This window comes from [Clostridium] polysaccharolyticum (assembly GCF_900111595.1).
In the GTDB taxonomy this organism is placed as follows: Bacteria; Bacillota; Clostridia; order Lachnospirales; family Lachnospiraceae; genus Clostridium_AI; species Clostridium_AI polysaccharolyticum.
Genome location: NZ_FOHN01000007.1, coordinates 26,764 through 52,226, shown reverse-complemented (window position 1 = coordinate 52,226; position 25,463 = coordinate 26,764). Strand labels below are relative to the sequence as shown.

The window sequence follows — 25,463 nt, the reverse complement described above, 5'->3', positions numbered from 1 at the left end:
GTACAAAATTAAAGAAAGAAAAAAAACTGCTTATCTCATGGATAAACAGTTTTTTCTATCAATTCAGTTAAGACCGGATTATTCTCCTGCTTCAAAGTCTTCAAATTCCGTATCCGCTTCCATTTCATCAAGGATTTGAGAAAAAGCCTCTGCAACGATTTCATACTCTTCGTCTGTTTCAATATTGTCAAGTTCTACTTCTCCTTCTGCTGGTTCGCTAAAACGGTAAAGAAGAACTTCACTGTTTTCTTCCTCTTTTTCTAATTCCTCTGCTGGCATTAATGCAATATATTCTTTTTCTTCTACTGGAAAAATAGAAAGAACAACACATTCAACCTCAGAATCATCTTCTAAAGTAAGTGTAATAATGTCACGAGATTCTTCTAAGTTCCTGTCTTCTGCCATTTAAGTTACCTCTCTTTATTCATAATACTTGGTTTTCTCTTAAAGCCACACCTTATGCTATCATAGCAGCCGGAATAAAGCAATAGGATTATAAGCCTTTTTGTTCCATTTCATCTATTTTGCTGGATTCACTGTAGCTTTTTAACAAGTCTGAAGGTTCTGAAGAAACTTCAACTGCTTTATCCTTAAAAACCAGTTTTAATAAAATAGGTGTTACAATAGTGGTTACAATAACCATGATAACCACAGGTCCAAATAAAGCTGAACTCATTAGGCCTGTTGCAATCCCTTTATTGGCAACGATAAGAGCAACTTCACCACGGGATATCATTCCTGTACCGATCTGTATGGACTCTTCATTTGTAAAGCCACATACCTTAGCACCCAGCCCACAGCCAATTACTTTTGTTAATAACGCAACAATTACAAGAAGCACAGCGAAAATGATGATTTTTTCTGTCATCTTTGGCAGTTCCACTTTCAAACCAATGCTTGCAAAGAATACAGGTGACAATAACATGTAAGATAATGTTTCAAATCTTGATGTTATGTAGTGAATTCTCAAGTTGCCTGAAATCGCTACACCTGCAATAAATGCACCCGTTATATCTGCTACGCCGAAAAACTCTTCTGCACAGTAAGACATCAGCAGGCAGAATGCAAAACTGATTACTACAAACCTTCGCAAATCCGTATCCGCACTGGCTACCCACTTTTTAAATCCAAAATGGAATGCTGCACTGGCTGCACTGCCTACAATAAAGAAGGCAACAATCTTTAAAAGAACGATCCCGATATTTACGGATGAACTTGCTGCACTTGTAATAATAGTTAAAGCAACAATACCTAATATATCGTCAATAAGAGCAGCACCAAGGATTGCATTACCCGCTTTCGTAGATAATTTGCCTAATTCCTTTAAAGTTTCTACTGTAATGCTAACAGATGTGGCTGTCATGATTATGCCAATGAACATGTTCTGCAAGAAAATGCTTGTTCCTAAAGAGGCATCTCCTTCGTTAAAGATACTTGCTAAAAAGTAGCCTCCACCTAAAGGAATCAATACACCTAAAAGTGCTATCACAAAAGAAGCCTTTCCCGTTTTCTTCAGTTCTACAATGTCTGTCTCCAGACCTGCAACGAACATCAGCACAATAACACCAATCTCTGATACTTCACTTAAAAAATCTGTTGAAGTTATTACCCCAAAGAAAGCAGGTCCTAACAGCAAGCCAGCCAGCAAAGCACCAACAACTTGCGGTAACTTTACTCTTTTGGTTGCCAATCCTAACACCTTTGTGCTTAGCAGAATAATTGCCAAGGAAATAAGATAATTGTACTCCATAATTTTACCTCTTTTCTTATCGTCTTTACATAAAGCCATACGCATTATAACTCAAAAAAAGAGATTAAGCAAACAATTTTCTAAATTTTTTATTAATTAAGTTTTTTAATATATTTCTAATCTTCTAAAATTCTTTTACTGCTTATAAATGTAAAAAGAAAATACAAGATATAAATTACACCAAATACCGAAGAAGAAATGAATATCGGTTTTAATAAGCTTACGTTTTTCAGCATAACAACCACACGATTTACAAATCCGATTCCGAATATAGAATGAATTATGGCAAGGGAAATCGGCAAAAAGAAAAAGATTGCTATCTGCCAGAACAATGCCTTATGAACCATTTTTTCATCCGTTCCTAGTTTGCATAGCAGCATATACCGTTCTTTATTGTCTGCGGCTTCTGATAATTCCTTTAATGCCAGAAGAGCAGCACTAGTAATCAGGAAAACAATGCCAATATACAACCCGATAAAAGTTACAATAACTGCAATCCCAGTTGCTGATTCATGAATTGCTGTCTTTGTCTCCCACGAAAGGTCTGGAAACTGTTTGTCAAACTGTTTATTATCAATAAAATTTCTGATGCTGTTTTCTATTTTTTCCATCTGTTCTTTTTTATTTGCCTTATAATTACCTGCAAAAATGGAAGCTGTTTTCTGAAGTCTGCCATTTTCTTTCCATGCACTATCTGGAAGGATAATGGTATCTATTGTTGCATTGGCACTTCCCATGGTTAATATTCCCTTTTGGCAATTAGAGTATCTGGAATGAAACGTCTTGCCATTTATTTGTATAGTCTGCCCGCTTTTCAACGCTAGATTCTGATAATTTTTCAGTGTTTCCAAGGTACAGACAGCAATATACTCATCTTCTTCTAAAGAAAATGTCTCATTTCCATAAAGCTTAGCCAATTTGTTATAATCACTAAGCAGGTAGATATTCTCTTTCACATCCTGCTTACCTACAACTGGAAAATCCTTTTTTAACTTAGAAGCAACTTCCTTTCCCAATATATCCTCATACTGCTTGAGTTCATCTGTACGATAGCATGGGATTTCCACCCACTCTTTCAGTTCTTCTATTGGGAAACCTGCACTGGAAATCCTTTTTTCGATTTCTTTATACCCTTTCGCATCATTTAGCGAATCAATGGAAATGTCTGCTGGTGCAGCATCCCTTATCTCCTGATTAATGCTTTCTCTTAGAGAAATTCCAGAAGAAATCGCACAGATTGATACAAAAAGAAGCAGACAGATAATGGTCATTGCCAATACCATTGTGTTAATCTTATTATGAATCTGCCTTAAAATAAATGCATTCAAGCCACGATAATAAATTTTTCTGCTTTTTTGCAACACCATTAAGAAAAATCCAGATAAGGACCAGAACACCAAATAAGTTGAAATGCTTCCTAATGCAATTACCAAAAGAATCACAGGTCCCGTTAAAAACTTTAAGCCACATGTAACATGATAATAACAATAGCTTAATATACCTGCTCCAATAACAAATACAAGTACGCAGGTAACAGGATTTTTCACACGAACAACCTGGTTCTTTTTGCTTGCATTTAACAGATCTACTAATTTAAATCTGCCAATTGCAAAAATATTAAATGCAATAACGCATGCAAACATAATTCCGAAATACACAATCGTCTTAATGGCTGCCTCTTTTGAAAAGACAAACTGGAACTGTTTCATATCTGCTTCAAACAGCTTTCCAATCAGAATGGACATAAACTGAGATGCAAATATTCCGGCAATCAAACCAGCAATCAAGGAAATGCTTCCGATAATCAATGTTTCGCCTAACAGGATTTTAGAGATATTCTGCTTACTCATTCCCAGTGTCATATAAATGCCAAACTCTTTCTTACGTTTCCTGACCAGGAACCCATTGGCATAGATAATCAAAAAACCAAGAATTACAGAAACTCCAACGGAAACTCCAGATAACAAAGTTACCAGCAGTTTGATAATCTCTTCAGAACGTTTTGACATTACAAACATCGCCTGCTGGGAATCAATGGAATTAAACAGGTAAAAAATTGCCACACCCAAAATCAGTGTTATAAAATATATAGTGTAATCTTTATAAGATTTGCGGATATTTTTAAAGGAAATTCTAGATAACATCGTTCATCTCACCTCCTAGTAAAGATACCACGTCAATGATCTGATTAAAGAATTCTTTCCTAGTACTATCTCCTTTTCGAATTTCATTGAAAATGCGCCCATCTTTAATAAATATAATCCGATTGGCATAACTGGCTGTAAATGCATCGTGAGTAACCATCAAAATAGTAGATTCCTGCTCTAAATTTAATTTGCACATGCTGTCTAACAGCATTTTCGCTGATTTAGAATCTAATGCACCAGTAGGTTCATCTGCCAGAATCAGTTTCGGATCTGTAATAATTGCCCTGGCACATGAAGCACGCTGTTTTTGTCCTCCTGAAATCTGATATGGATATTTTGAAAGAATATCTTCTATTCCGAGCTTTCTTGCTGATTCCAGTACCAGGCTTTCCATTTTCTTTGCAGGAACTCCTTGAATAGAAAGCGCCAGTGCAATATTTTCAAATACTGTCATAGTATCTAAAAGATTAAAATCCTGAAAAACAAATCCTAATTCATCTCTTCGGAATTTTGCAAGCCCTTTTCCTTTAAAATTTGTAATATTCTGTCCCTTTATAAAAATATTTCCGCTAGTAACAGAATCCAATGTAGAGATACAATTTAACAGTGTAGTTTTCCCACTTCCGCTAGCCCCCATAATCCCAACAAATTCTCCATCCATAACCTGAAAACTGATACCATCTACTGCCTTTGTCAAGTTTCCCTTATTTCCATAATACTTTTCTACATTCTCTACTTTTAATACAATACTCATGTTTCCTGACTCCTTTCTTATGCACCTATCATACCGTAACCCGCAAAATACTGCCATTGAATTCCCTTACAGGAACCTTTCAATTTTGAAAGGTCAGGAAAGCGTATCGTAAAAACTTGTTTTGGAAAAGCCTATCACCACTTCACATCCCTGAATACCGTCACTCTTTACTGCAATACTGTGTTTCAGCCGCTGGCATAGCTTTTTACACAAATAAAGACCAATTCCTGTAGACTTCTGGTTTTTTCGTCCATTCGTCCCTGTAAACCCTTTTTCAAATACCATAGGAAGTTCACTAGATAGAATTCCTATGCCATTGTCTTTTATATGAAGTTCTAGCAAGTCGCCAGTATTCACAGAATATATGTCTAACGACAAATGCTTATTTTTGCAGTATTTCAGCGAATTGGCTACAAGCTGGCCTATAATAAAGCCAAGCCACTTTCCATCACTAAGAACGGTATTGTCCAGATCATGAAGATTAACCGTAACATGGTTCAGGATCAGATTTCTTTTCTGATGAACCAGTACCTGATGCACAACTTCCTGTAAGTTTACATTTGAAATTAAATAATCTTTTTCTACATAATTACTTCTGGCGTAAAACAGTGCCTGTTCTGTAAAATCCTCTATTTTTTGAAATTCTTCTTCTATACTAGCCGCAAATTCATTTTTATGGTTGGCTAAAACCAGTTTTCCTGTAGCAATCGGAATTTTTACTTCGTGTATCCACATTTCTATGTACTCTTTGTATTCCATATTGGCATATTTGTAAGAATTAACATGCTCTGCCATAGATTTTCCCATGTCCTTGGCAATCTGATAAAATTTCTTCTGCTCCTGATTCTGTCCCTTTGGCATCATTTCAGATACCAGATATTTCTTATCTAATTGCTCCAATAGATTTTCTAAATCTGCAAAATATGTTTTTCTCTTATAATAATCAATCCCACCTGCCAAAAGCAAAAGGCCACACGCTGTTACGTCAATATAGGCACCCAGCCAGAAGGTCTTGTAAATAGTCATTAGAAACATATTGATGGTTCCTAACCAGAATAATGCAACAATCAGCAATACTGTTTTTTCTTTAATATAAGTTAAAAACTGCATTTTAAAATATACCCTAATCCTCTCTTGGTTTCTATCACTCCTGTTACGCCAATAGAATCCAGTTTTCCACGAAGCCTGGTCATATTAACCGTCAGGGTATTGTCGTCTACAAACATTTCACTGTCCCAGAGGTACGCAATGATTTCTTCTCTGGAAACAATAGTATCCTTATGTTTTGCAAGACAATGAAGAATTTTCAATTCATTTTTCGATAATTCCGCACTTTCTGTGTCCGTAAAAATGATTCCCTTTGCCACATCAAAGTGAAAACTTCCCAAAGAAAAAATGCTCACATTTTCCCCTCCCTTGTAAACTCTTTTTAGTACAGCTTCTATTCTTGCTAAAAGAATCTGTAAATGAAATGGCTTAGATACAAAATCATCCGCTCCACAGTTCATGCTCATAAGTTCTGCCATATCCGTGTTCCTGCTTGTTATCATAATAATTGGTATTTCTGACCGTTTCCGCAGTTCCTTGCAAAGATAAAGGCCATCTGTATTAGGAAGTCCAATATCCAAAAGAACCATATCGAACTGTTTTCCCAGTATGTCTTCCGCTGAAAACGCAGTTTCTGGAAGGCTTACTGCACATAATCCATTATTATTGAGAAAAAGTGCAAGTTCATTGCTTAATTTCTCATCATCTTCTACAATTCCTATTTTTCTCATTTTCTTACTCCTTTTCCATTAAGGCAAAAAAAGATGCTATGTGGTTTCTAACCTAATAGCATCTGCTTTATCAATATACCTTTTCATTATAATTCAAACATCTGCTTACACAGAAATCTTCCGGATGGTGTCTTAAAGATTTTCTGGAATGCATGTTCGATCGCTTTTTTATCTGTTTTTTCTTCATACATATTTACTAAAAAATCTGCTTCTATTAAAATCTGATAATCCATATTGTCTACTTTGTCGTAGGTATGATGGTGTGCAACTAAAAAACACACACGGTCCATTACCTCTTCATCATATCCCAAATCTTCTAGTAATTCCCTTGCAGCTGCTGGTCCTTCCAGCTCCTGCAGCTTCCCGCTGCAGTCCCCGTGCTTTTGCTCACATAATTTTATTCCTATATCGTGTACTAACGCAGCTGTCTCTAATGTGTATAATGTATGTTTATCTAATTTTTCTAATAATCCAATGGTTTTAGCAAAACTATGCACTTTTATAAAATGCTGTATTCTCTTCGGATCACCGGAATAATAGGTGATCATCTCTTTTACTAATGTTTCTGTTCTTTGCATATCATGTCTCCTCTTTATGTAGAGCGAATGAATCCATTATAACACATTCCCCCAAAAAAGAAAGTGTTTTTTCACAAAATCTGCAAATTTGTGTTTTCCCAGTCAGAATAATGTGCCTCCCTTTTAAAATGACGGTAAAAAGCTTTTACTTATATTTTAAAATGAAGCACCCCCCTTGTCAATACTGATGTTTCCTAATCAATTGTTTTTTCAAAGTAATTCTTTATAATCTGACAAGTTGTCTCAATATCTTGTTTTGTATGTGCATCTGAGACGAACATTGCTTCAAATTGTGCTGGTGCTGTATAGATTCCGTGATCCAGCAAGTATCCAAAGTAATCTGCATAACGCCTAGTATCCGATGAAGCTGCACTGTCATAATCCACTACTTCTTTATCCGTGAAGAAGGTACATAACAAAGAACCTATCTGGTTTACTTTAACCTGTTCTTTTCCTGCACTTCGAATGGCATCCGCAATAAAAGCTCCCATATCTTCTAATCGGTTATAAATATTCTGATCTTCTTTTAAATACGACAATGTCATAATCCCTGCTGTTGTAGCAATAGGATTTCCTGATAAAGTTCCCGCCTGATATACCGGACCACAAGGAGACACCATTTCCATTATCTTTCGTTTTCCACCGTAAGCACCTATTGGCATGCCACCACCAACGATTTTACCAAGAGTCGTAATATCTGCCTGAATCCCATAATATTCTTGTGCACCACCATAACTTAGACGATACCCTGTAATTACTTCATCAAAGATAAGCAAAGAGCCATAGTCCTTTGTAATGTTTCTAAGAAATCGTAAAAAACCGTCTTTTGGAAGTACAACTCCCATGTTAGCTGCAACTGGTTCTACAATAACTGCAGCAATCTGTTCCCCATATTTCTGGAACAGTTCTTTTACAGATTCTTCCTCATTGTATGAAGCAATTAAAGTATGTTCTGTATAGGATGCTGGCACTCCTGCACTGTCTGGCACTGCACAGGTAAGGGCAGCAGAACCTGCTTTTACTAACAGGCCATCTGCATGCCCGTGGTAACAGCCTTTGAATTTTACTATTTTGTCCCGTTTTGTATATCCTCTGGCTGTACGGATAGCACTCATGACAGCTTCTGTGCCAGAACTGACCAGACGGACCATTTCCATAGATGGCATACTGTCTGTAATCAAATTAGCTAATACAACTTCTTTTTCTGTTGGTGCTCCATAAGTAAGGCCATTATCACAAGCTCTTTTAACAGCTTCAATAACACCTTCATGGGCATGGCCAAGAATCCCTGGTCCCCAGCTTAACACATAGTCAATATATTCCTTTCCATCTACGTCATAAATTTTAGAACCTTTGGCTTTTTCTATAAATAAAGGGGTTCTCCCAACTGCACGAAAGGCTCGAACGGGACTATTTACCCCTCCTGGTATTTTCTTAGATGCTTTTTCAAACAAATCTTCTGAACGCTTTCCCATACTCTTCTCCTATTCCTTTAACCAATTTGCGACATCAAGTGCATGATACGTAATAAGAACAGATGCACCTGCACGCTTCATTCCAATTAAGTTTTCCATTACAATACGTTTTTCATCAATCCAGCCATTTTGTGCTGCTGCTTTCACCATGGCATATTCTCCACTTACATTATAAGCTGCAACAGGGTAATCAAATCTGCCAGAAACTTCTTTTATAACATCCAGATAGGCAAGAGCCGGCTTTACCATAACGATGTCGGCTCCCTCTTCAATGTCATGTTCTATTTCACGAAGTGCTTCTTTCCCATTGGCATAATCCATCTGATAAGAACGCCTGTCCCCAAAACATGGTGCAGAATGTGCTGCGTCACGGAATGGGGAATAAAAACCCGATGCATATTTTGCACTGTATGACATAATAGGCACGTTTATCATTCCATTTTCATCAAGGGCTTTACGGATAGCTTCAATTCTTCCGTCCATCATGTCAGATGGTGCTATTATGTCCGCTCCTGCGTTGCACAAGCTGACAGACATTTTACATAGAAGCGGAAGGGTTTCATCATTTAAGATTTCTCCCTCATGAATCAGCCCGCAATGTCCGTGAGATGTATATTCACAAAGACATACATCTGCGATAATAATCATTTCTGGATAACGGGATTTGATATAACGGATTGCCTTCTGGGTAATTCCATCTTCTGCATACGCCTGGCTTCCTGCTTCATCCTTATGTGCTGGTATGCCAAAAACCAGAATACTGGACACACCGCTTTCATGAATCCGATCCAGTTCTTCATCTAAACGGTCAATGGAATACTGATAAATACCTGGCATGGAATCTACCGGAGCCTTTATATTGGTTCCTTCTATTATAAAAACAGGATAAACCAGATTTTCTACTTGAATATGTGTTTCACGTACTAAACTGCGGATTCCTTCATTTACTCGTAATCTTCTTCCTCTATACATATACAAACCTCTTTTCCTAGCTTTCGTGTTCCTTGCCACTGAAATAAGCTTTCAGGACAGAAACCATTCCTTCTATGGTATTGTCGTTCCCTACAAGCATTTTGCCAGCTCCCCATTTGGATAAGGTGTCCGCTGTTCCTTCACCAATACAGACAGGCATCACCTTGGAAAGCCGTTCCTTTGCATTCTCCTTGCTGTCCAGGCCAAAGAATCCATCCACGCCTGATGAACTTTCAAATGTTACAAACTCACACTCCTTCATATGGTCAGCAAAATTTTGAAGCTCTCCCTGATCCGGTACTACATCATAGAACGGCACTTCGTCAAACAGCATGTTGTGACTATAAAGAATCTGCGTCAGTTCCTTGGAACCTCTTTTTGCTCTCGGAATTAACATGCGCTCTTTAGTTCCTACTACCTTCACTAATTCTGTCCCCAGTACTTTCGTAGTGTATTCAGAAGGCAGAAAGTCGGGAAAAATGCCAAAACGCTGTAATTCTTCACCTGTTCCAGATCCTATAACAGCAAATTTTAAATGAGACAGCTGCCTGATGTCTATTCTTCGTACCTGTAAATGTCCAAAGAATAGACGTACTGCATTACTGCTGGTAAACACAACCCATTGATAGGTTTGTAACTGCTCCAGTGGTTTATCTAGCAAATCGGCTCTTGATTCAAGCCGTAAATATGGATACTGCAATACAGAAGCTCCTTCCATTTCCAATCGCTTAGAAAGCTTGCCAGCCATTTTTGCAGTTCCCGTAACCCCAATCATTGCTCCATCTAAAGGAAGCTTCTCCTTTGTGCTTTTCATAGACAAAGCCGCCACTTCCCCTACTAAAATGATGGCTGGGGATACTACGTTTTCTTTCTCTGCCAATTCCACAATATTTTTTAAAGTCCCTTTTACCGTCCTTTGATTTGGCAAAGTTCCATTTTCAATTAATGCCACTGGTGATTCTTCAGGCTTTCCATTTTTCCTAAGCCCATCTACTATCTCTGGCAAATGATTAAGCCCCATCAGGAAAATCAGAGTTCCCTTTAGTTTTGCCAAAATTTCCAGATTATCAGCAAGAGGATTATCCAGAGATGCCGTATGTCCTGTGATGACATGAAAGCTTCTGCTGACTCCTCTATGAGTTACAGGAATTCCTGCATAAGCTGGTGCTGCAATGGCAGAGGTTACTCCTGGTATCACCTCATAAGGGATTCCTTGTTCCTGCAATGCAAGGACTTCTTCTCCGCCACGTCCGAATACAAAGGGATCTCCCCCTTTCAGACGTACGACGTTTTTCCCTTCTAATCCTTTTTCTACAAGAAGTGCATTGATTTCTTCCTGTTTCATAGAGTGCTGTCCACACCGCTTGCCTACATAGATTTTCTCACATGTTTCTGGAATATATTTCAAAAATGCATCCGAAGACAGGCTGTCATATATAAGAACTTCACAGTCTTCTAACGCACGAAACCCCTTTCTGGTAATTAACATTTCGTCCCCTGGACCTGCTCCCACTAATGTTACCAAACCTGCTTTTTTCATACTGTTCCTTTCTTGGAAAGAGTCTGTGCTAAGTCCTCATAAGAATCCTTTGGCCCTTTCACTTTTTGTATTTTATTCTCTTTCATTAGATAACCAGTAATTTCGTCTCCTTCCACTTTGGAAAATACACCGATTGGCTCATGGCATCCAGCATTTAGACACTGCAGTACCTTTCGTTCAAACAAAAGCTCATATCGGGCAGATTTATCCTCTAGCTTTTGAAAAAGTCCATTAAGTTCTGAAGATTTACGGCCTTCGATGGCAATAATCCCTTGGCCTCCTGCTGGGATAAATTCCTCGCAGGAAAATGGAGTTAATGAAAATTCAGGGTCTTTGTCTAACCCTAATCGTTTTAAGCCAGCCATAGCAAGAATAATCCCGTCATACTGTCCTTCCTCTAATTTTCTAAGTCTTGTGTTGACATTTCCACGAAGTTCTCTACACTCCACATCACCAAATCTTGCAATCTGCATTTTGCGGCGCAAGCTGCTGGTTCCAATCACAAAGTGCCTGTCTCTGTCCCAAGATGTCCCTTTTCTTGTTACAAGCACATCTCTTGGATCTTCTCGCTTCAGTACTGCCAAAATAGTTAATCCATCTAGCAGTTCCATCGGCATGTCTTTGGCACTGTGAACTGCAATATCTATTTCACCATTTTTTATCTTCGATTCGAATTCTTCTACAAATACACCCTTTCCACCAAAAGAAAGAAGCGGTTTGTCTAAAATCTTATCTCCTTTGGTAGAAAGTGCTACAAGTTCAATCTGTGCAGCTGGTTCTACAGCTAATATGGCATCTCTTACAAGATAGGTCTGTGCCATAGCAAGATTACTTTTTCTTGTTCCAATTCTAATTTTCATTCCAGTCCTCCAAATCCTTTAGAACTTGTTCAAACATGGCATCCTCTACTTTGCCTTCCGCTTTCCTTCCTAAGCATAATAACTCTTTAAACGCTTTTTTTCGTGCTGTTTCAGATTCCACACGTTCCTTAATTATGCTTCGGTATTTGCCCAGATTCTCTGTCAGTTCTGCCACATAGTCTGGAAGGGCTTCTTCTAACTGGGTCCGAACCCATTTTGCAACATCTGGACTGTTTCCCGATGTAGACGTTCCCACAACCACATCACCACGTTTTATAATAGAAGGAAACAGAAAATTACTTTTTTCTTTGCTATCTGCTACATTTACAAAGGTATTTGCCTGCTTACATAAAGTGCTAATGGTCTCATTAACCGTACTGTTACTGGTAGCCGCAATCACAAAGAAAGACTGGCTGATGTCGGTGGCCTGAAATTCCCGCTCTAATAGAATCAGCCTATCCTCTGTTTTCGCTAAATCCTTTAATTCTTTGCAGATCACAGGAGCTACTACCGTTATATATACCTCAAAAGAAAGCAGCACACGTACTTTACGATAAGCCACAGCCCCTCCGCCAGCTACAAGACAGTGCTTGTCTTGAATATCTATAAAAAATGGAAAGTATGCCATACGCTCTCCTGCCTTTCTTCTCTCTGTCTTTATACTCCCAAACGTCGAAACGCATCCAGCACAACACTTAAAGATTCATAGTTTTCCTGATCTCGAAGCTGATACATAAGGCTTTCGAAATGCTGTTCTTTAAATAATGCCTTCACCCGCTTCATTTCTGGTAAAAAACCATGAAATTCAATACTCTTTAAAGTCTCATCTAATTCCTGTTCCATAATTTCTTTCCCAAGTTCAATTTCTCTTTCTTTTTTCTGGTTATTATGCTTAGACAGATATTCAAAATAATCTATGTTATATAATGTAATATTACCAAGTTCTTCAATAGATTTATCTATGTCACTTGGAACAGCCAAATCAATATATAAGCGTTTCTTATGGCTAGTCAAGTGCTTTTCTAATTCTTCTTTTGTAATCGTATAATGAGGACTTGTAGTAGCACTGATTACAATATCTGCTTCTTCTAGATACGGATACCGTTCCCCATATCCCACTACTCGTACATTGGGATATTCTTTCTGATAATGGTCCGTAACCGTTCTGGTACTTCCAAAAACGGTTACTCCATGTCTGCCGTACACATTTTTCATTATAATCGTCCCCATTTTGCCTGTTAAACCAACAATGAACACATTCTTTTCTTCTTTTGGAAAATGAAAAATCTCGTTTGCAACTAAGGTTCCAATAGAAACTGGTGTCTTTGACAGATTGGTGTCCGTCTTTATTTTCTTGGCACAATTCATGGCATTCTGGAACACGGTGTTCAATACAAAATCCGTCGTCTGGTTCCCTAAGGCTAACTGATACGCATCTTTTACCTGTCCAAGAATTTCATCTTCTCCTAATACCATGGAATCCATTCCGCTTGCTACTGCAAAAGCATGCCGGACAGCCGCTTCCTTGGCAAATATATAATAATATTTAATCACTTGCGAACGGGATACCTTTTTATATTGAGATAAAAGCTCCTCCATCTCTTCTATGGCATGTCTGGTTCCCACAAAATATACTTCATTCCTATTACAAGTAGATAATACCATACATTCCCTGATCTCCTGTTTTTTTACCGCAAGTTTAGCAAATTCAATAGCTTCTTCCCTTGAAAATGCAAATTTCTCCCGTACTTCCAACGGTGCTGTTTTAAAACTAATACTGATACAATACAATGTAACCGCTCCTTAATATTTTCCACTAATCCAAATTCCTAGCCTTCTTTACAAAACTCCTGAAAACATTTGATTAACACATTATTTTCTTCTCGTAAACGTACTGCAATACGATAATGCTGGCTTGTAAGTCCTATGTAGTTTTCACAGGACCTAATAAGAATCTCTTTTTCTAAACAATATGTTTCTAATCCCGCAGGAGCCTGAAACAGCAGATAATTGACCTTAGATGGATAAACCGTAAATCCTAACTTCCTTAGCTGTCCTTCCAGATACTTTCGTTCTATTTCTATGGTTTCTCTTGTTTTCTTTACATATACCGTCTCTTTTAAAGCCGCCAGTCCTGCTACTTGTGCTGGTGCAGATACATTCCAGGCTGGCCCTGCCCATTCCATCTGTTCTAAAACTTTCCAATTCCTACATATCCCATACCCTAAACGCATTCCTGCCATTCCATACAGCTTTGTAAATGCCTTTAATAGGAAAATGCCTTCTCCGTATTGCTGTTTCTGCAGAAACTGCTTTCCACTGTATACGGCTTCCTCTTTAAGAAAATCCAAAAAGCACTCATCTAAAACCAGAAAAATCTGGTTCTTAAAACAAGTCTCTATAATAGCCTCTAAGGTTTCTGGCTCTATAATATTTCCTACTGGATTATTGGGATTACACAAAAAAAACATATCATATTCTTCTGTCAGCTTCCCCATCAGATCATAAGAAAATGCGAACTGATTCTCCTTCTTTAGTTCCAGATATTCCACTTCACTGCCTGACGATCTCAATGCTTTTTCATATTCTGAAAAAGTGGGGGCTAACACAATTGATTTTTCCGGACGGATGCTCTGGCACAGACGGTAAATTAAATCCGATGCACCATTTCCAAATATTAGCATTTCTTCTTGTATCCCTTCTGCTGCCGCTAAAGCTTTCTTTAGCTTAGCCACATCATCATCTGGATAAAGGTGATACTGATTTATCCCATGTATAATCGCATCCTTAACCCCTTGAGGCATCCCATAGGGATTTACATTGGAAGAAAAATCCAGAGAAATCTTCTTATCATATATCCTTCCCCCATGTTCAAATCGTTTCATAATGACGTACTGTATCCCTTCTATCTTTTTTATTCCTTATCTGGCCAATAGCCAAAGGATTCCTGCCAGTAACTCAATTAGTAAAAAACTTATCCAGGCTGTCCCATATAAAAGCCGATTGGCTCTCTTAATATCTTCTGCTTCCACTGGCTTTATAGAATCACCAATGGTAGGTTTTTCTACCAGCTTGCCAAAGTACCATGCATTTCCAGCAAGTTCAATGCCTAGTGCTCCTGCACATACAGATTCTGTCTGTGCGGAATTAGGACTTGCATGATTTTTACAGTCTCTTCGGTAGATAAATAATGCTTTTCTCCAATTCATCTTTAAGAAAAAACTTGCTGCAATCATAAAATATGCAGAAATTCTCGCTGGAATGTAGTTTACAATATCATCTAGCTTTGCGGCACACCGGCCGAAATAAAGGTATTTGTCGTTTTTATATCCAATCATGGAATCCATAGTATTTACTGCTTTGTAGAAAAATCCTAGAGGGGCACCACCTATTGCCAGATAAAGCATTGGAGCAATACTGCCATCGGATGTATTTTCTGCCACTGTTTCAATAGCAGCTTTCATGATTCCGCTTTCTGACAGCGGCTCTGTGTCTCTTCCTACAATTCTGGAAACAGCGTAACGCGCCCCTTCCACATCCCGCTTTCGAAATGCTTCATACACTTTCATGCTTTCGTCCTTTAAAGATTTTGTAGCAAGTAATGTATAACATAAAAAACCTTCTGCAAGCACACCTGCTACCGTTGAAAGCCGATAGCCTAGCCAAACAATAAGCAATGGAATTCCTGTGGAAACCAAAACCACAAGAACTGCCAGAATTACTCCGCCTCGCAGCAAGGACTCGTTGTTTTTCCTGAACTGATGGTACAAATAAGAATCCAGCTTTCCAATTAGACTTCCTATAAACCGGATAGGATGCGGAAACCAGTATGGATCTCCTAATAATAAGTCCAAAAAAAATGCAGTTCCTATTACAAGCATTCGATTTACTAACATGATACTTCCTCTTTCTTTTCTTCCTCGGTATCCTGATCAAATCTATGATATTCTTCTACGTGAATATCCGAAAATGTTTTATTCTGGTTATATACGCTCATAGCCAGATCAAGCATTGGGAATAGTAATGTAGTTCCTGTTCCTTCACCCAGTGCTAAATTACCGTGAATAATCGGATCTAGTCCCAGTTCTTTCATAGCAAGCTGCATGGCTGGCTCTTTTCCAAGATGGGATGGAATCATATAAGAAATTGCATTTTCATCAATTGCTCTTGCTAATAATGCAGCAGCCAGTGAAATCACACCATCCATTACGATTGGAATCTGTGCGATTGCACCACCTAGGAAAACACCTGTTAATCCAGCTATATCTAAGCCGCCTACCTTGCATAATACATCTAGCGGTTCTTCTTTCTTTGGCTGATTCAAAGCAATGGCTTCTTTGATTACATCAATTTTATGCCTGACACCATCTTTGGACAATCCTGCTCCCGGACCCGTTACGGTTTCTACTGGAACATCTAGTAATACACTTATTATAGCACTGGAAGTTGAAGTATTGCCGATTCCCATTTCTCCTGTTCCAATTATGGAAAAGCCTTCTTCTTTTAACATCTGTACCAGTTCAAATCCAGTCTGAATTGCACGAATAGCCTGTTCTTTGGTCATAGCTGGACCTTTCGCCATATTCTTTGTACCATAAGCAATTTTTTTATTCAAAACGCCTTCTTGATTTATATCACGGGCAACGCCAATGTCCACTGGAAATACATAAGCACCAGATGCTTTCGCCATAACATTGACAGAAGCGATTCCTTTTCCAAAATTCTCTGTTACAAGAGCCGTCACTTCCTGATCTGTCTGGGTAACCCCTTCTTCTACTACGCCATTGTCACTACACATAACAACAACTGCTTTTTTCTCGATATTTACCTGTTCGGTTCCCTGAATTCCTGCAATCTGTATTATAAGATCCTCTAATTTGCCAAGTCCTTCAATTGGTTTTCCAATATGATCCCAGTGCTCCTTAGAGACTTTCATCGCCAACTTATCTAATGGTTTTACATTTGATTGTAATTTCTCTAACATCTGCCTCTCCACCTTCCTAATGTGTTCGCAATAAAGCTTTTGTATTTTTTATATTCCTGTCCGTAAGTGACATACGTCGGCTGAACAGTCAGACTGGTTATGCCCTCTGCAAGAATCGTCTCCATACCCTCTATAAGATTATGTACGTGGATACCTTCTCGCTTTTCTATTTTACCGATAATCTTGCCACTTGTAAATACATAATACACTTTGTAATCAGAAAATTCCTTTTCAACTTCTTTTTGAACCACAAAACAGGTTCTTTCATGCATTTCTTGATTGCTTGTACCAAAACTTACCAATAGCATTCCTTGATTTATATTTGTTCTCCGTATTTTAATCTAATATCTGACTTAAAACACTAAAGGGTTCTGCATGATTCTTTTCATGCAAAATCCAGCTTACTTTCTAATAAAAATATTACCATCATTCAGAAAAATGCATCTTGTCTTCCCGAAATAAAAGAATAAACTTTAAATAATCATTCAGTTCTGTCCAATTTTCATTCTTTGCCAACAGGTATTTACTCAAACATGATGCATCTTCATTATCTACATACCATATACCATCTGCTATTGAAAAACTATATCCCAATAGTTTATTGGTAATGACATGCTGCGTATATAATTTATGACTCTTCTTATGTCCAATTAATACTACGTTATCTAGTTTCTTATATAAAACCACGCTTGTGATTTCACTACAGCTAGCCGTATTTTCATTAATCAAAACATATATTTTTTCAAACTTCTTAGCTTTCCCATTCGCATAAAAATATTTAAAATCATTTTTAGTTTGTATTCTCAGAACTTCTCCTTCTGGCACCATCATATTAAGCAGTTCTAAGCAAGATTGAAGATTCCCTCCTATATTGTTTCGCAAATCCAAAATCAACTGCTTTTGCTTGGCTTCCCTAATAATACTAGCTACAGTGTTTACTGTTTCAGATGAAAACTTTCTGAACTTTATATAACACATGTCTTTAAATTTAATATCATGAATTACTTTATTTTCTATATCAGGTCCAAAGGCATTTCTAATCGCAAAACTTACTAACCATCTGTCGTATAAAAAATATGTAAACTTTATACTCTTAGTATTCTCAACAAAACAGAACAGATCATGATGTGTAATTACAAACTTCGCTAATAAAGCTTTCTTCTTAGCAACATAGCTGTCATTCAAGCATAACTCAATATCATATTCTTCATACTTTTCAATTAATTTTACCACTATTTTTTTTGGCAAAATCATAAATATACCTCCAAAAATCCAGTAATCCTACTTACTCATCAATAAAATTTTTATTTTCATACCCATCACTAAGTTTTCTAATATTATTAACAAACTTCTCAATCCTACTAAACTTATAAACAATAACAATTGAAAACACAGCTAAAATAATAGATACTGCAAATAAAGGATTAAGGTATTTAATTAGCCAAACTGCCTGCCCATAAGTCACACAGATATACCCCAGTAATAAGAAATTAAAAATACCGCCAATAGAGCTTATATAATTCTTCAACTTGCTATAATCACAAATATAACATGTGGCAAAACAGATAAGACCACAGCCACAGCAAAAAGAAACAAATAATTTTACAATATCTATTCTGTAATTCCCTGCCCCCAAAACTGAAAGCAATAAGATTTCTATTCCTGTATAAAACGCAGCGGTAATGATACTATACAACATATCAAAACACCACATTTTCCAAATATTTATTCCTGTTCCAAACACAACTTCAGCAAATACAAAATCTTCAATGTTAAACATAAGAAGCCAGCATATCATCAAATTAAATAATGGCAAAGAAGCAGAAAGTCCCACTCCATGTACTGGATTTATGATAAGAATAATACTAATCAAAAACGGAAACGCAAGAATGACGGCTGTTCTTATTCTCTGATTCTTAATCTCCTTAAACTTTTTCCACAACAATGCATCCATCTAATTCCACCTCACAAATATTTTTTCGTTTTCTAATCCCAACAATCGCCTATACAAACAGAAAGCTATACTAAATATAGCTAATTGCATACCTAAATTTAGAATCCCGTTTCCACTATATAAAAACATCTGTACGAACAAAAGCAAAACACTTACCATGATAAAAACAGGATACTTACTCTTTTTACCAAACATCACAAGCAGACATTCACTGACAAATATTATCTGAATAATCGCAATATGATATACCATAAAATCACATAAAAGTTTATATGATACTGTTTCATTCCATAATGTTCCATAAGTGATAGAAAGTAAAATAAAATTTACAGTTTCCCAAATAAAAAGCCTAATAGCATTGCATATTATCCTGCTGATACAAAGCTCTCTCACAGTAATAGGCAACGAAAGCAAGGAATGTATGTTGCTGTACACATTAGAAGACTTAAAAAAAATAACTAAATAAATTCCATATGCAACATACATTAGTTCTTGAAACAACGTTTGGTGCATTTTAAAATTATATAAAGCCGCAACAAGTACAACGATATACCCTGCTATGCGTCCCAATGATTTTCTTCCTGTTCGCATTTCCCTCCAATAAATTGTCTTTAATACTTTCATATATTCCTCCGTTTATTGAATATACTGCTTGTATAATGCTACAAGATCTTGATTCATTTGAATCAGTTCATACACTTCAATGCTGTTTAGCGCAAACCACTTACTTAGATTTGAAATATCAGTATTTAAACTTACTATTAACGAACCTTCTGTTAATTCAGCATTTAATACATAATCTAATGAAGCAATTTGTTTTAAAACTAACTCTGGATTTTCCACACGAATTCTATATTGCTTGTTTTGTTGATTTTTGATTAAATCACAGTAGGAACCTGCATAAACAATTTTCCCTTTGCTTAAAAAAGAAAGATGTGTGACGTACTCCTGAATATCGTTTAAATCATGAGAATTAACTAAAACTGTTGCTCCTTTTTTATGATACTCCTGAACAATTTCTTTAAGCATTTCTTTACCCTCTACATCTAAACCTCGATTTGGTTCATCTAATATAAGTAAGTTGGGCTGATTTACAATTGCCCTTGCAATCGCCAGACGTTGACGCATCCCCCTTGAAAAAAAATCAATTTTTTCATCTCTATGATTATATAATTCCACTCTTTTCAATACATCAGAAATCATTTGGTTTCTTATATTTTTCTTTGCCTCCGGAAAATAAATTCGATGAAAAAACTCAACATTCTCCCATACGGTCAAATCACGAAACAATCCTATGTTATCATTAAGAAATCCCATATTCTTTTTTAACTTCTGATACTGTCTAGTTTTTGAATCAATTCCATCAATTGTTATGCTTCCTTCATCTGGTGTATATAAGCCCAAAAGCAAGCGTAAAATAGTTGTTTTACCAGCACCATTCTTGCCCACAATGAGCATAATGTCACTTGGACTGATTTTAAGATTAATACCATTCAGTACACAATTGCTTTGAAAACTCTTTTTTACAGATTTCATTTCTATGTTCATAGATTGCCTCCCCTTTTCTATACCAGATTGCAAGGTTCTTTTTTCTTTGTCAGGATACATGGTGTACAGGAATATCTAAATTCACATAAACTGCATCCATTATTGTCATCTGCTGCTTTTGTATCTTTCCATTGATTTTCATAAAGTTTTAAAACAATACTCGACAAACTATCAGACTTTAAATTTCCTATTAATTCTGTTTTCCCTAGACAAGTTACTACATCCAAGTTATTCATAATATGAATTCTATTACATAAACATGTATTCCAAAATTTAGTCGTGTTAAATTCTAAAACTCCTAGTTTTCTCATAGTAGCAGTTTTCATTTCTGGAAGAGAAGTGTCTTTTTCTACTGCTCTCCATGTAGGATTAAGAAATTCCGTTTCTTTTTTCATATCATGAAGTATCACAAATACATTATCCGTTTCCTTATAATTTTTTTGAACTAGTTCTAGTTGTTCATGAGAAAATATATTTAGTATAATTTGGATTTTCCCATCTGCTTTTACTTTAATTAAGCCATTGGTATTAACAGTAACCCTTAGTTTATTTCCAACACAATACTCTATAAGTTCCTCTAACTGCTGGTATAATGCAACTTCACCACCAGCCAAAACAACCTCATGTAAACCATAATCCTTTAATTCTGTAATTAAAACCTTTAACTGATCGATTTGTGGTAAAGAGTTATCCTCATATTTAATACACGATGGACAGTATATATTTCCACATTTATTACAATTCAAATTGCATTCGTTTGTCAAATGCAGTGTACAGGAATAGATAATTGGACGTTCTTTATAAAACATATTCTGTGTAAATAAATTTTTAGTTCTTATCTTGTCAATATAATACTTTTTTTCTGATGAAAATCCCCATCCTGCTTGACATAGGCTTTCGATAAAGCTATTATTACAATCAACTTTTTCACCATTTTCAAACATTAAGGCAAGCTTTGTCTGTTCCTCATCTAACCAGATAATTTCCCTTTTAAGTAAATTATGAATAGTTGCCCTCTTTTTTCCAATAACAAGATAACATTCATTATTCAGCTGAAAATATTTATAGTTCAAAACATCCACCTACTTTCTCATATAAATTATTATAATAATCTAACGTTACGTCATCAAACAAACCAGGATTCTCTTCTAACAATGAAACATATTTTGTCATCTTTTCTATAATGCTTCTCTCAAACTCCTTACACTCACCAACTGGTTTATTAAACGCATTCTCTTCACAGCATTGTGCAAAACATATGTTACAGAATCTACTAACATTACAATAATCGCACCTAGTCTTAAATACCTCATTATACTCTTTTATAATTTCAACTATTTTTTCATAATTTAAACCGTTATCCACATCTCCAATAAAAAAATCAGAATTAATTTTTTCACACATATGTATTCGCCCATCTATACTTACATATAATTTTTCACCTGGGACACAGCTTCCTGAATTTGGAATGATACTTGGTCTCTTTTCATTATAGACAGAATGAAATGCAAATTCGGAATAATCAATTCCCAAATAAGTAAACAAAAACGATGACTTATCAATACTATGTTCCATACTAGCCTTTTTAAAATTATCCTCATATAAGGCTTTTTGTTTCATAAATTGTTCATAATCCTTATTCGTAAATTGTTTATAATATGTGGTATTGTGTGTATCTATTAAAGACATTTTAGTAACAAATATTTTTTCTTTATTCATAAATTCTTCAATATCTTTAAAATTACTCTTTATATCATAACAAAGGCTAATTCCTAGTTTGCTATAATCTGGATATCTTTTTCTAAATTTTTGAATATTGCCAAACACTTGTTCAAAACTACCTTGCCCATCTGGAGTAACTCTATTCCTATCATGATTTTCTTTATTTCCATCTAAACTTACTGTAACACTAAAATCATTCTCAACAAGAAAGTCTTGCACTTGCTCATTAAGCAATAACCCGTTTGTTGTTACATGAAACAGAATATTTTTACATTTTTTTTCGGTGTAATTTACCACTGCTTTCATTACATCAAAATTTAATAAAGGCTCTCCACCATAAAATCCGATATTCGGTATCCTTGTAGGATTAATTTTATGACTCTTTTGAAAATTGCTAAGATAATAATCAATTGCTTTTAACGCTGTCTCTTCTTTCATGAATTGATTTGTATATGTTTTATATGCAGGATAGTGCTCACTATATATACAATATTTACATCTTAAATTACAACCAGAAGCCACTTCAAGAATTAATTGTCTAAACCCATTTGCTTCGTCATGCAAATGTCTTTTTACATTTTCAATAGTTACATCTTCTTTGGGTTGGAATGAACAAACTCTTTTTAGCTCCTTATATTTTTCTTCATATTCTTCCGTAATATCATCATTAATTAGTGGCAAAATATAACCTGTTTCATCATCATACAGATATTTACATCCGTTCTCTGTTTCAAAACGAAAACCTCTCATCCGTTCTCCTTTTCTTCTCTTGCAGACTTGTAAGCAAATGTGGAACTAATTTCAATTCTCCACATTTGCCTGCAAACATTCTCATACTTTTATTTCTTTGATATAACACCCAAACCAACAGTTGTTGCTACTGCAATTGTCTCAGCTGCGGATGCAGCTATTGCACTTTGCCCCAAAACAGGAATAACACAAATACAACACTTAACACAGCCAACACATGTTAGACATGATAAACATCCTGCACATGCTGCTTGTTCTTCTTCCTGTCCTATGTAATTCATTTCTTTCATAGACACTCCTTAATACAAAATCAATATCAACTTGATGCTACTGTTGCTGCTAAACCAGTAGCTGATGCAGCTACTCCTGTTGCACTTGCTGCTGTTGCTACTTGTCCAGCAACAGGGACAATACATGCCATACAGCTTAAACATCCAAAACACCCAATACATATAATGCATGCACCACATTTTGCATCTGTCGACTCGTCTCCAACAAAATTTAAATGTTCATTCACATTACTCCTCCCTTCATGATAAATTTATGCGTTCGAATTTTTCACTCTAAATGTAATTCCATTATTATTCCTTTTTAATTTAGAAAATATTACAGCATTTTTACATTCACGCAACAATATTAAACACCTTGCATAAATATAAGTCAAGATCATTCGCAATAAATGCATTTTTTATATTGAAAACAAGGCATTACAACACTTACGTATCATAACACCGCACCAGCTAATGTTTTTAACAGCCAGCCATTATAGCACTACCTTAGTTTGCGGTAAAATAAAAAATTTATATAAAATGTGGTAATTCCTTTCGGTATTCTGTCGGACTTGCCCCATAATATTTCTTAAACTGTCTGGAAAAATAATTACTGTCAGCGAAACCGCATTTTGCTGCAATTACTGCTACAGGTGTTTTTGAAGATTCCAGATAAACTACCGCCTTTTTAAGCCGTATTTCATTAATATATTGAATTGGAGTGCTATTGGTAATCTCTAAAAATCTTCTCGTATAATGTCTAGGAGAAAACCCTGCTATTTCAGACAGCAAAGCTACGGTCAAAGGTTCTGTAAAATGGCTTTCTATATAGGCTATGGATTTTGCCATTCCAAAAACTTCACTTCCCTTATACTCGCCTGATACGGAATACAGTCGAGATAATAACACCGAAATCTGGTAAAACATCCCTGTTAAATACATCTTATAGCCAGCTTTCTTTTCTTTATATTCCTTTACCATTGCATCTATTATCTTTTTCACTTTATCAAATTCATCCCTGTTAAGTTTGAGCATATTATGAAAAGATCTGCACTGGCTTAAAATTGGTTCAATAACAAAAAGCCCTTGAAATCCTGATAATTCCTTCATATCAAAATCATTTGCAAAGAAATACTCGTGGCGGAACATAATATTGCAGATGCGGAAATCATTTGCTTCTTTGTATCCGTGATAGGTATCTGCACCAATGATAAATACATCTCCTTCTGAAATATAAAATTCTTCCTGATTGACCATATGCTTCGCACTCCCTCCCAATACAATCACTAATTCCGAATAGCTTTCATGTACATGAAGATACATATTGTCTTTATGGTATCCATACTGTATGTAAAAGGGAAATGTCTCATCTTTTGTAAAAAACTCCAATTTCATCTGATACATGGTTTCACTCATGTTGGCACCTCCTATGTCTCTTTTGTGCTATACCTCGTCCTTAATCTTAAGGTTTCCCAGTATATTTCTTTGTATAATAAGTATGATACAAACCATAAGAAAGCACAATCTGAATTTGCTGTCTCTCTTGTGCTATTACCTTTCTTTTTTCTATGGCCGAATGCTGCACCCAAGATCCATTCCACCTTGCAAAAAAGAATTGCATGTATAATTTTTACTCTTAAAGTCTGGCAAAAAATATGAAAAAGCGGCTGTCGCACTAATTTTACTTAGTGCCCAGCTCCTTTTTTGTACCAAAAACGGTTAAAAGCATTTATGAAATCCTTTTGGAAAGAGAAGAATATCTGTTTAAAGGAAAGAGAAAAGAAGAAGTACCACTTTAGCATTTTATTAAATCACTAAAGCGGTACTTCTTTTTTTTATTCCTATTGAGTCAATGCCGATTGTCAGCCTGCTAGCTTCTTTAGTACTTCACTATTTCTACTTTTCTTACTTTCGTACACTGCCTCTCGGAATTTCTTCTGCAATAATCTCAATTCAGCATTTCCTTGTCTTAATCTTAATAGTGCCTCCTGTGTCATAGGTCATCATCCTTTCTGAAAAAGACTTTTAGGTCTTAAAAACTTATCTTGCAGTTCTATTCCTTGTATATATATTATAATACATCTTACATTATTCTTAAAGATAGTAAAAAATTACCGTTAATATGACGATTCAAATTGTTCATATTAACGGTAATTTTGATATAATTTCTTATGTTTTTTCTATATTAATTCTAATTTTTTTGTTCCACTAAAGTTCCATCATAATACACTTCTAAACCTGCTGACTGGAAATTGATATATGACTAAATTTCTACAAAACAAAAAGAGAGCTTCTCTAATATGCCCTCTTATATTAGCTTTAACTGGAATATCCTGTTTACCCTTAATTCTGTTTCTATACTTATATACTTTTCACTGCATT

The 25,463-nt window shown here is 35.9% G+C and carries 26 protein-coding genes; all 26 read right to left on the bottom strand.

What is annotated here, in order from left to right:
- Nucleotides 1-78 precede the first annotated feature (78 nt).
- Complete coding sequence (locus tag BMY85_RS06175) at nt 79-405, bottom strand: DUF1292 domain-containing protein (RefSeq protein WP_092477397.1); 327 nt, start codon at nt 403-405, stop codon at nt 79-81.
- 88 nt (nt 406-493) lie between these two features.
- On the bottom strand, nt 494-1,750 hold the full coding sequence (locus BMY85_RS06170) for a cation:proton antiporter (protein WP_330387222.1): 1,257 nt from the start codon (nt 1,748-1,750) through the stop codon (nt 494-496).
- 116 nt (nt 1,751-1,866) lie between these two features.
- Nucleotides 1,867-3,894 (bottom strand): ABC transporter permease, encoded by a 2,028-nt coding sequence (locus tag BMY85_RS06165; protein ID WP_092477396.1) that lies wholly within the window; start codon nt 3,892-3,894, stop codon nt 1,867-1,869.
- Nucleotides 3,884-4,651: an ABC transporter ATP-binding protein gene (locus BMY85_RS06160; protein ID WP_092477395.1), complete on the bottom strand. Its 768-nt coding sequence runs from the start codon at nt 4,649-4,651 to the stop codon at nt 3,884-3,886. The genes BMY85_RS06165 and BMY85_RS06160 overlap by 11 nt, the downstream gene beginning before the upstream one ends.
- A gap of 93 nt (nt 4,652-4,744) precedes the next feature.
- Nucleotides 4,745-5,761 carry a sensor histidine kinase gene (locus tag BMY85_RS06155; protein ID WP_092477394.1) on the bottom strand — a complete coding sequence of 339 codons (1,017 nt, stop codon included), beginning with the start codon at nt 5,759-5,761 and terminating at the stop codon, nt 4,745-4,747.
- On the bottom strand, nt 5,749-6,429 hold the full coding sequence (locus BMY85_RS06150) for a response regulator transcription factor (protein ID WP_092477393.1): 681 nt from the start codon (nt 6,427-6,429) through the stop codon (nt 5,749-5,751). The genes BMY85_RS06155 and BMY85_RS06150 overlap by 13 nt, the downstream gene beginning before the upstream one ends.
- Nucleotides 6,430-6,515: 86 nt before the next feature.
- Nucleotides 6,516-7,007 carry an HD domain-containing protein gene (locus tag BMY85_RS06145; protein WP_092477392.1) on the bottom strand — a complete coding sequence of 164 codons (492 nt, stop codon included), beginning with the start codon at nt 7,005-7,007 and terminating at the stop codon, nt 6,516-6,518.
- Between the two features lie 194 nt (nt 7,008-7,201).
- On the bottom strand, nt 7,202-8,482 hold the full coding sequence (hemL, locus tag BMY85_RS06140; RefSeq protein ID WP_092477391.1) for a glutamate-1-semialdehyde 2,1-aminomutase: 1,281 nt from the start codon (nt 8,480-8,482) through the stop codon (nt 7,202-7,204).
- A gap of 9 nt (nt 8,483-8,491) precedes the next feature.
- Entirely contained in the window at nt 8,492-9,454 is a 963-nt protein-coding gene (gene hemB, locus BMY85_RS06135; RefSeq protein ID WP_092477390.1) for a porphobilinogen synthase, read from the bottom strand.
- 16 nt (nt 9,455-9,470) lie between these two features.
- Entirely contained in the window at nt 9,471-10,994 is a 1,524-nt protein-coding gene (cobA, locus tag BMY85_RS06130) for a uroporphyrinogen-III C-methyltransferase (RefSeq protein WP_092477389.1), read from the bottom strand.
- Nucleotides 10,991-11,854 carry a hydroxymethylbilane synthase gene (gene hemC, locus BMY85_RS06125; protein WP_092477388.1) on the bottom strand — a complete coding sequence of 288 codons (864 nt, stop codon included), beginning with the start codon at nt 11,852-11,854 and terminating at the stop codon, nt 10,991-10,993. The genes cobA and hemC overlap by 4 nt, the downstream gene beginning before the upstream one ends.
- On the bottom strand, nt 11,844-12,482 hold the full coding sequence (locus tag BMY85_RS06120; protein ID WP_092477387.1) for a precorrin-2 dehydrogenase/sirohydrochlorin ferrochelatase family protein: 639 nt from the start codon (nt 12,480-12,482) through the stop codon (nt 11,844-11,846). Before BMY85_RS06120 ends, hemC begins: the two co-directional genes overlap by 11 nt.
- Before the next feature lie 29 nt (nt 12,483-12,511).
- Entirely contained in the window at nt 12,512-13,645 is a 1,134-nt protein-coding gene (gene hemA, locus BMY85_RS06115; protein WP_092477386.1) for a glutamyl-tRNA reductase, read from the bottom strand.
- Nucleotides 13,646-13,683: 38 nt separating this feature from the next.
- Nucleotides 13,684-14,739 (bottom strand): pyridoxal phosphate-dependent aminotransferase, encoded by a 1,056-nt coding sequence (locus BMY85_RS06110; protein ID WP_092477385.1) that lies wholly within the window; start codon nt 14,737-14,739, stop codon nt 13,684-13,686.
- Between the two features lie 36 nt (nt 14,740-14,775).
- A complete protein-coding gene (gene cbiB, locus BMY85_RS06105) occupies nt 14,776-15,750 on the bottom strand; it encodes an adenosylcobinamide-phosphate synthase CbiB (RefSeq protein ID WP_177180666.1) in 975 nt (324 codons plus the stop codon).
- A complete protein-coding gene (gene cobT / locus BMY85_RS06100; protein ID WP_092477384.1) occupies nt 15,744-16,838 on the bottom strand; it encodes a nicotinate-nucleotide--dimethylbenzimidazole phosphoribosyltransferase in 1,095 nt (364 codons plus the stop codon). The genes cbiB and cobT overlap by 7 nt, the downstream gene beginning before the upstream one ends.
- Complete coding sequence (locus BMY85_RS06095; RefSeq protein ID WP_177180665.1) at nt 16,832-17,140, bottom strand: sirohydrochlorin cobaltochelatase; 309 nt, start codon at nt 17,138-17,140, stop codon at nt 16,832-16,834. Before BMY85_RS06095 ends, cobT begins: the two co-directional genes overlap by 7 nt.
- A 124-nt stretch (nt 17,141-17,264) precedes the next feature.
- Nucleotides 17,265-18,092, bottom strand: coding sequence for a S41 family peptidase (locus BMY85_RS06090; RefSeq protein WP_092477382.1), 828 nt, complete (start codon nt 18,090-18,092; stop codon nt 17,265-17,267).
- 31 nt (nt 18,093-18,123) lie between these two features.
- Complete coding sequence (locus tag BMY85_RS06085) at nt 18,124-18,792, bottom strand: hypothetical protein (protein ID WP_092477381.1); 669 nt, start codon at nt 18,790-18,792, stop codon at nt 18,124-18,126.
- The gene (locus BMY85_RS06080; protein WP_092477380.1) at nt 18,793-19,416 is read right to left on the bottom strand and encodes a hypothetical protein; all 624 of its coding nucleotides are present in this window, start codon (nt 19,414-19,416) and stop codon (nt 18,793-18,795) included.
- A gap of 12 nt (nt 19,417-19,428) precedes the next feature.
- Complete coding sequence (gene ccmA / locus BMY85_RS06075) at nt 19,429-20,340, bottom strand: heme ABC exporter ATP-binding protein CcmA (RefSeq protein ID WP_177180664.1); 912 nt, start codon at nt 20,338-20,340, stop codon at nt 19,429-19,431.
- 17 nt (nt 20,341-20,357) lie between these two features.
- Entirely contained in the window at nt 20,358-21,413 is a 1,056-nt protein-coding gene (locus BMY85_RS06070) for a radical SAM protein (RefSeq protein ID WP_092477379.1), read from the bottom strand.
- The gene (locus tag BMY85_RS06065; RefSeq protein WP_092477378.1) at nt 21,403-22,812 is read right to left on the bottom strand and encodes a radical SAM protein; all 1,410 of its coding nucleotides are present in this window, start codon (nt 22,810-22,812) and stop codon (nt 21,403-21,405) included. Before BMY85_RS06065 ends, BMY85_RS06070 begins: the two co-directional genes overlap by 11 nt.
- Nucleotides 22,813-22,901: 89 nt before the next feature.
- Nucleotides 22,902-23,102 (bottom strand): hypothetical protein, encoded by a 201-nt coding sequence (locus BMY85_RS06060; RefSeq protein WP_092477377.1) that lies wholly within the window; start codon nt 23,100-23,102, stop codon nt 22,902-22,904.
- Nucleotides 23,103-23,128: 26 nt separating this feature from the next.
- Nucleotides 23,129-23,329, bottom strand: a complete 201-nt coding sequence (locus tag BMY85_RS06055) for a hypothetical protein (protein WP_092477376.1) — start codon at nt 23,327-23,329, stop codon at nt 23,129-23,131.
- A gap of 283 nt (nt 23,330-23,612) precedes the next feature.
- Entirely contained in the window at nt 23,613-24,497 is an 885-nt protein-coding gene (locus BMY85_RS06050; RefSeq protein ID WP_092477375.1) for an AraC family transcriptional regulator, read from the bottom strand.
- Nucleotides 24,498-25,463 lie beyond the last annotated feature (966 nt).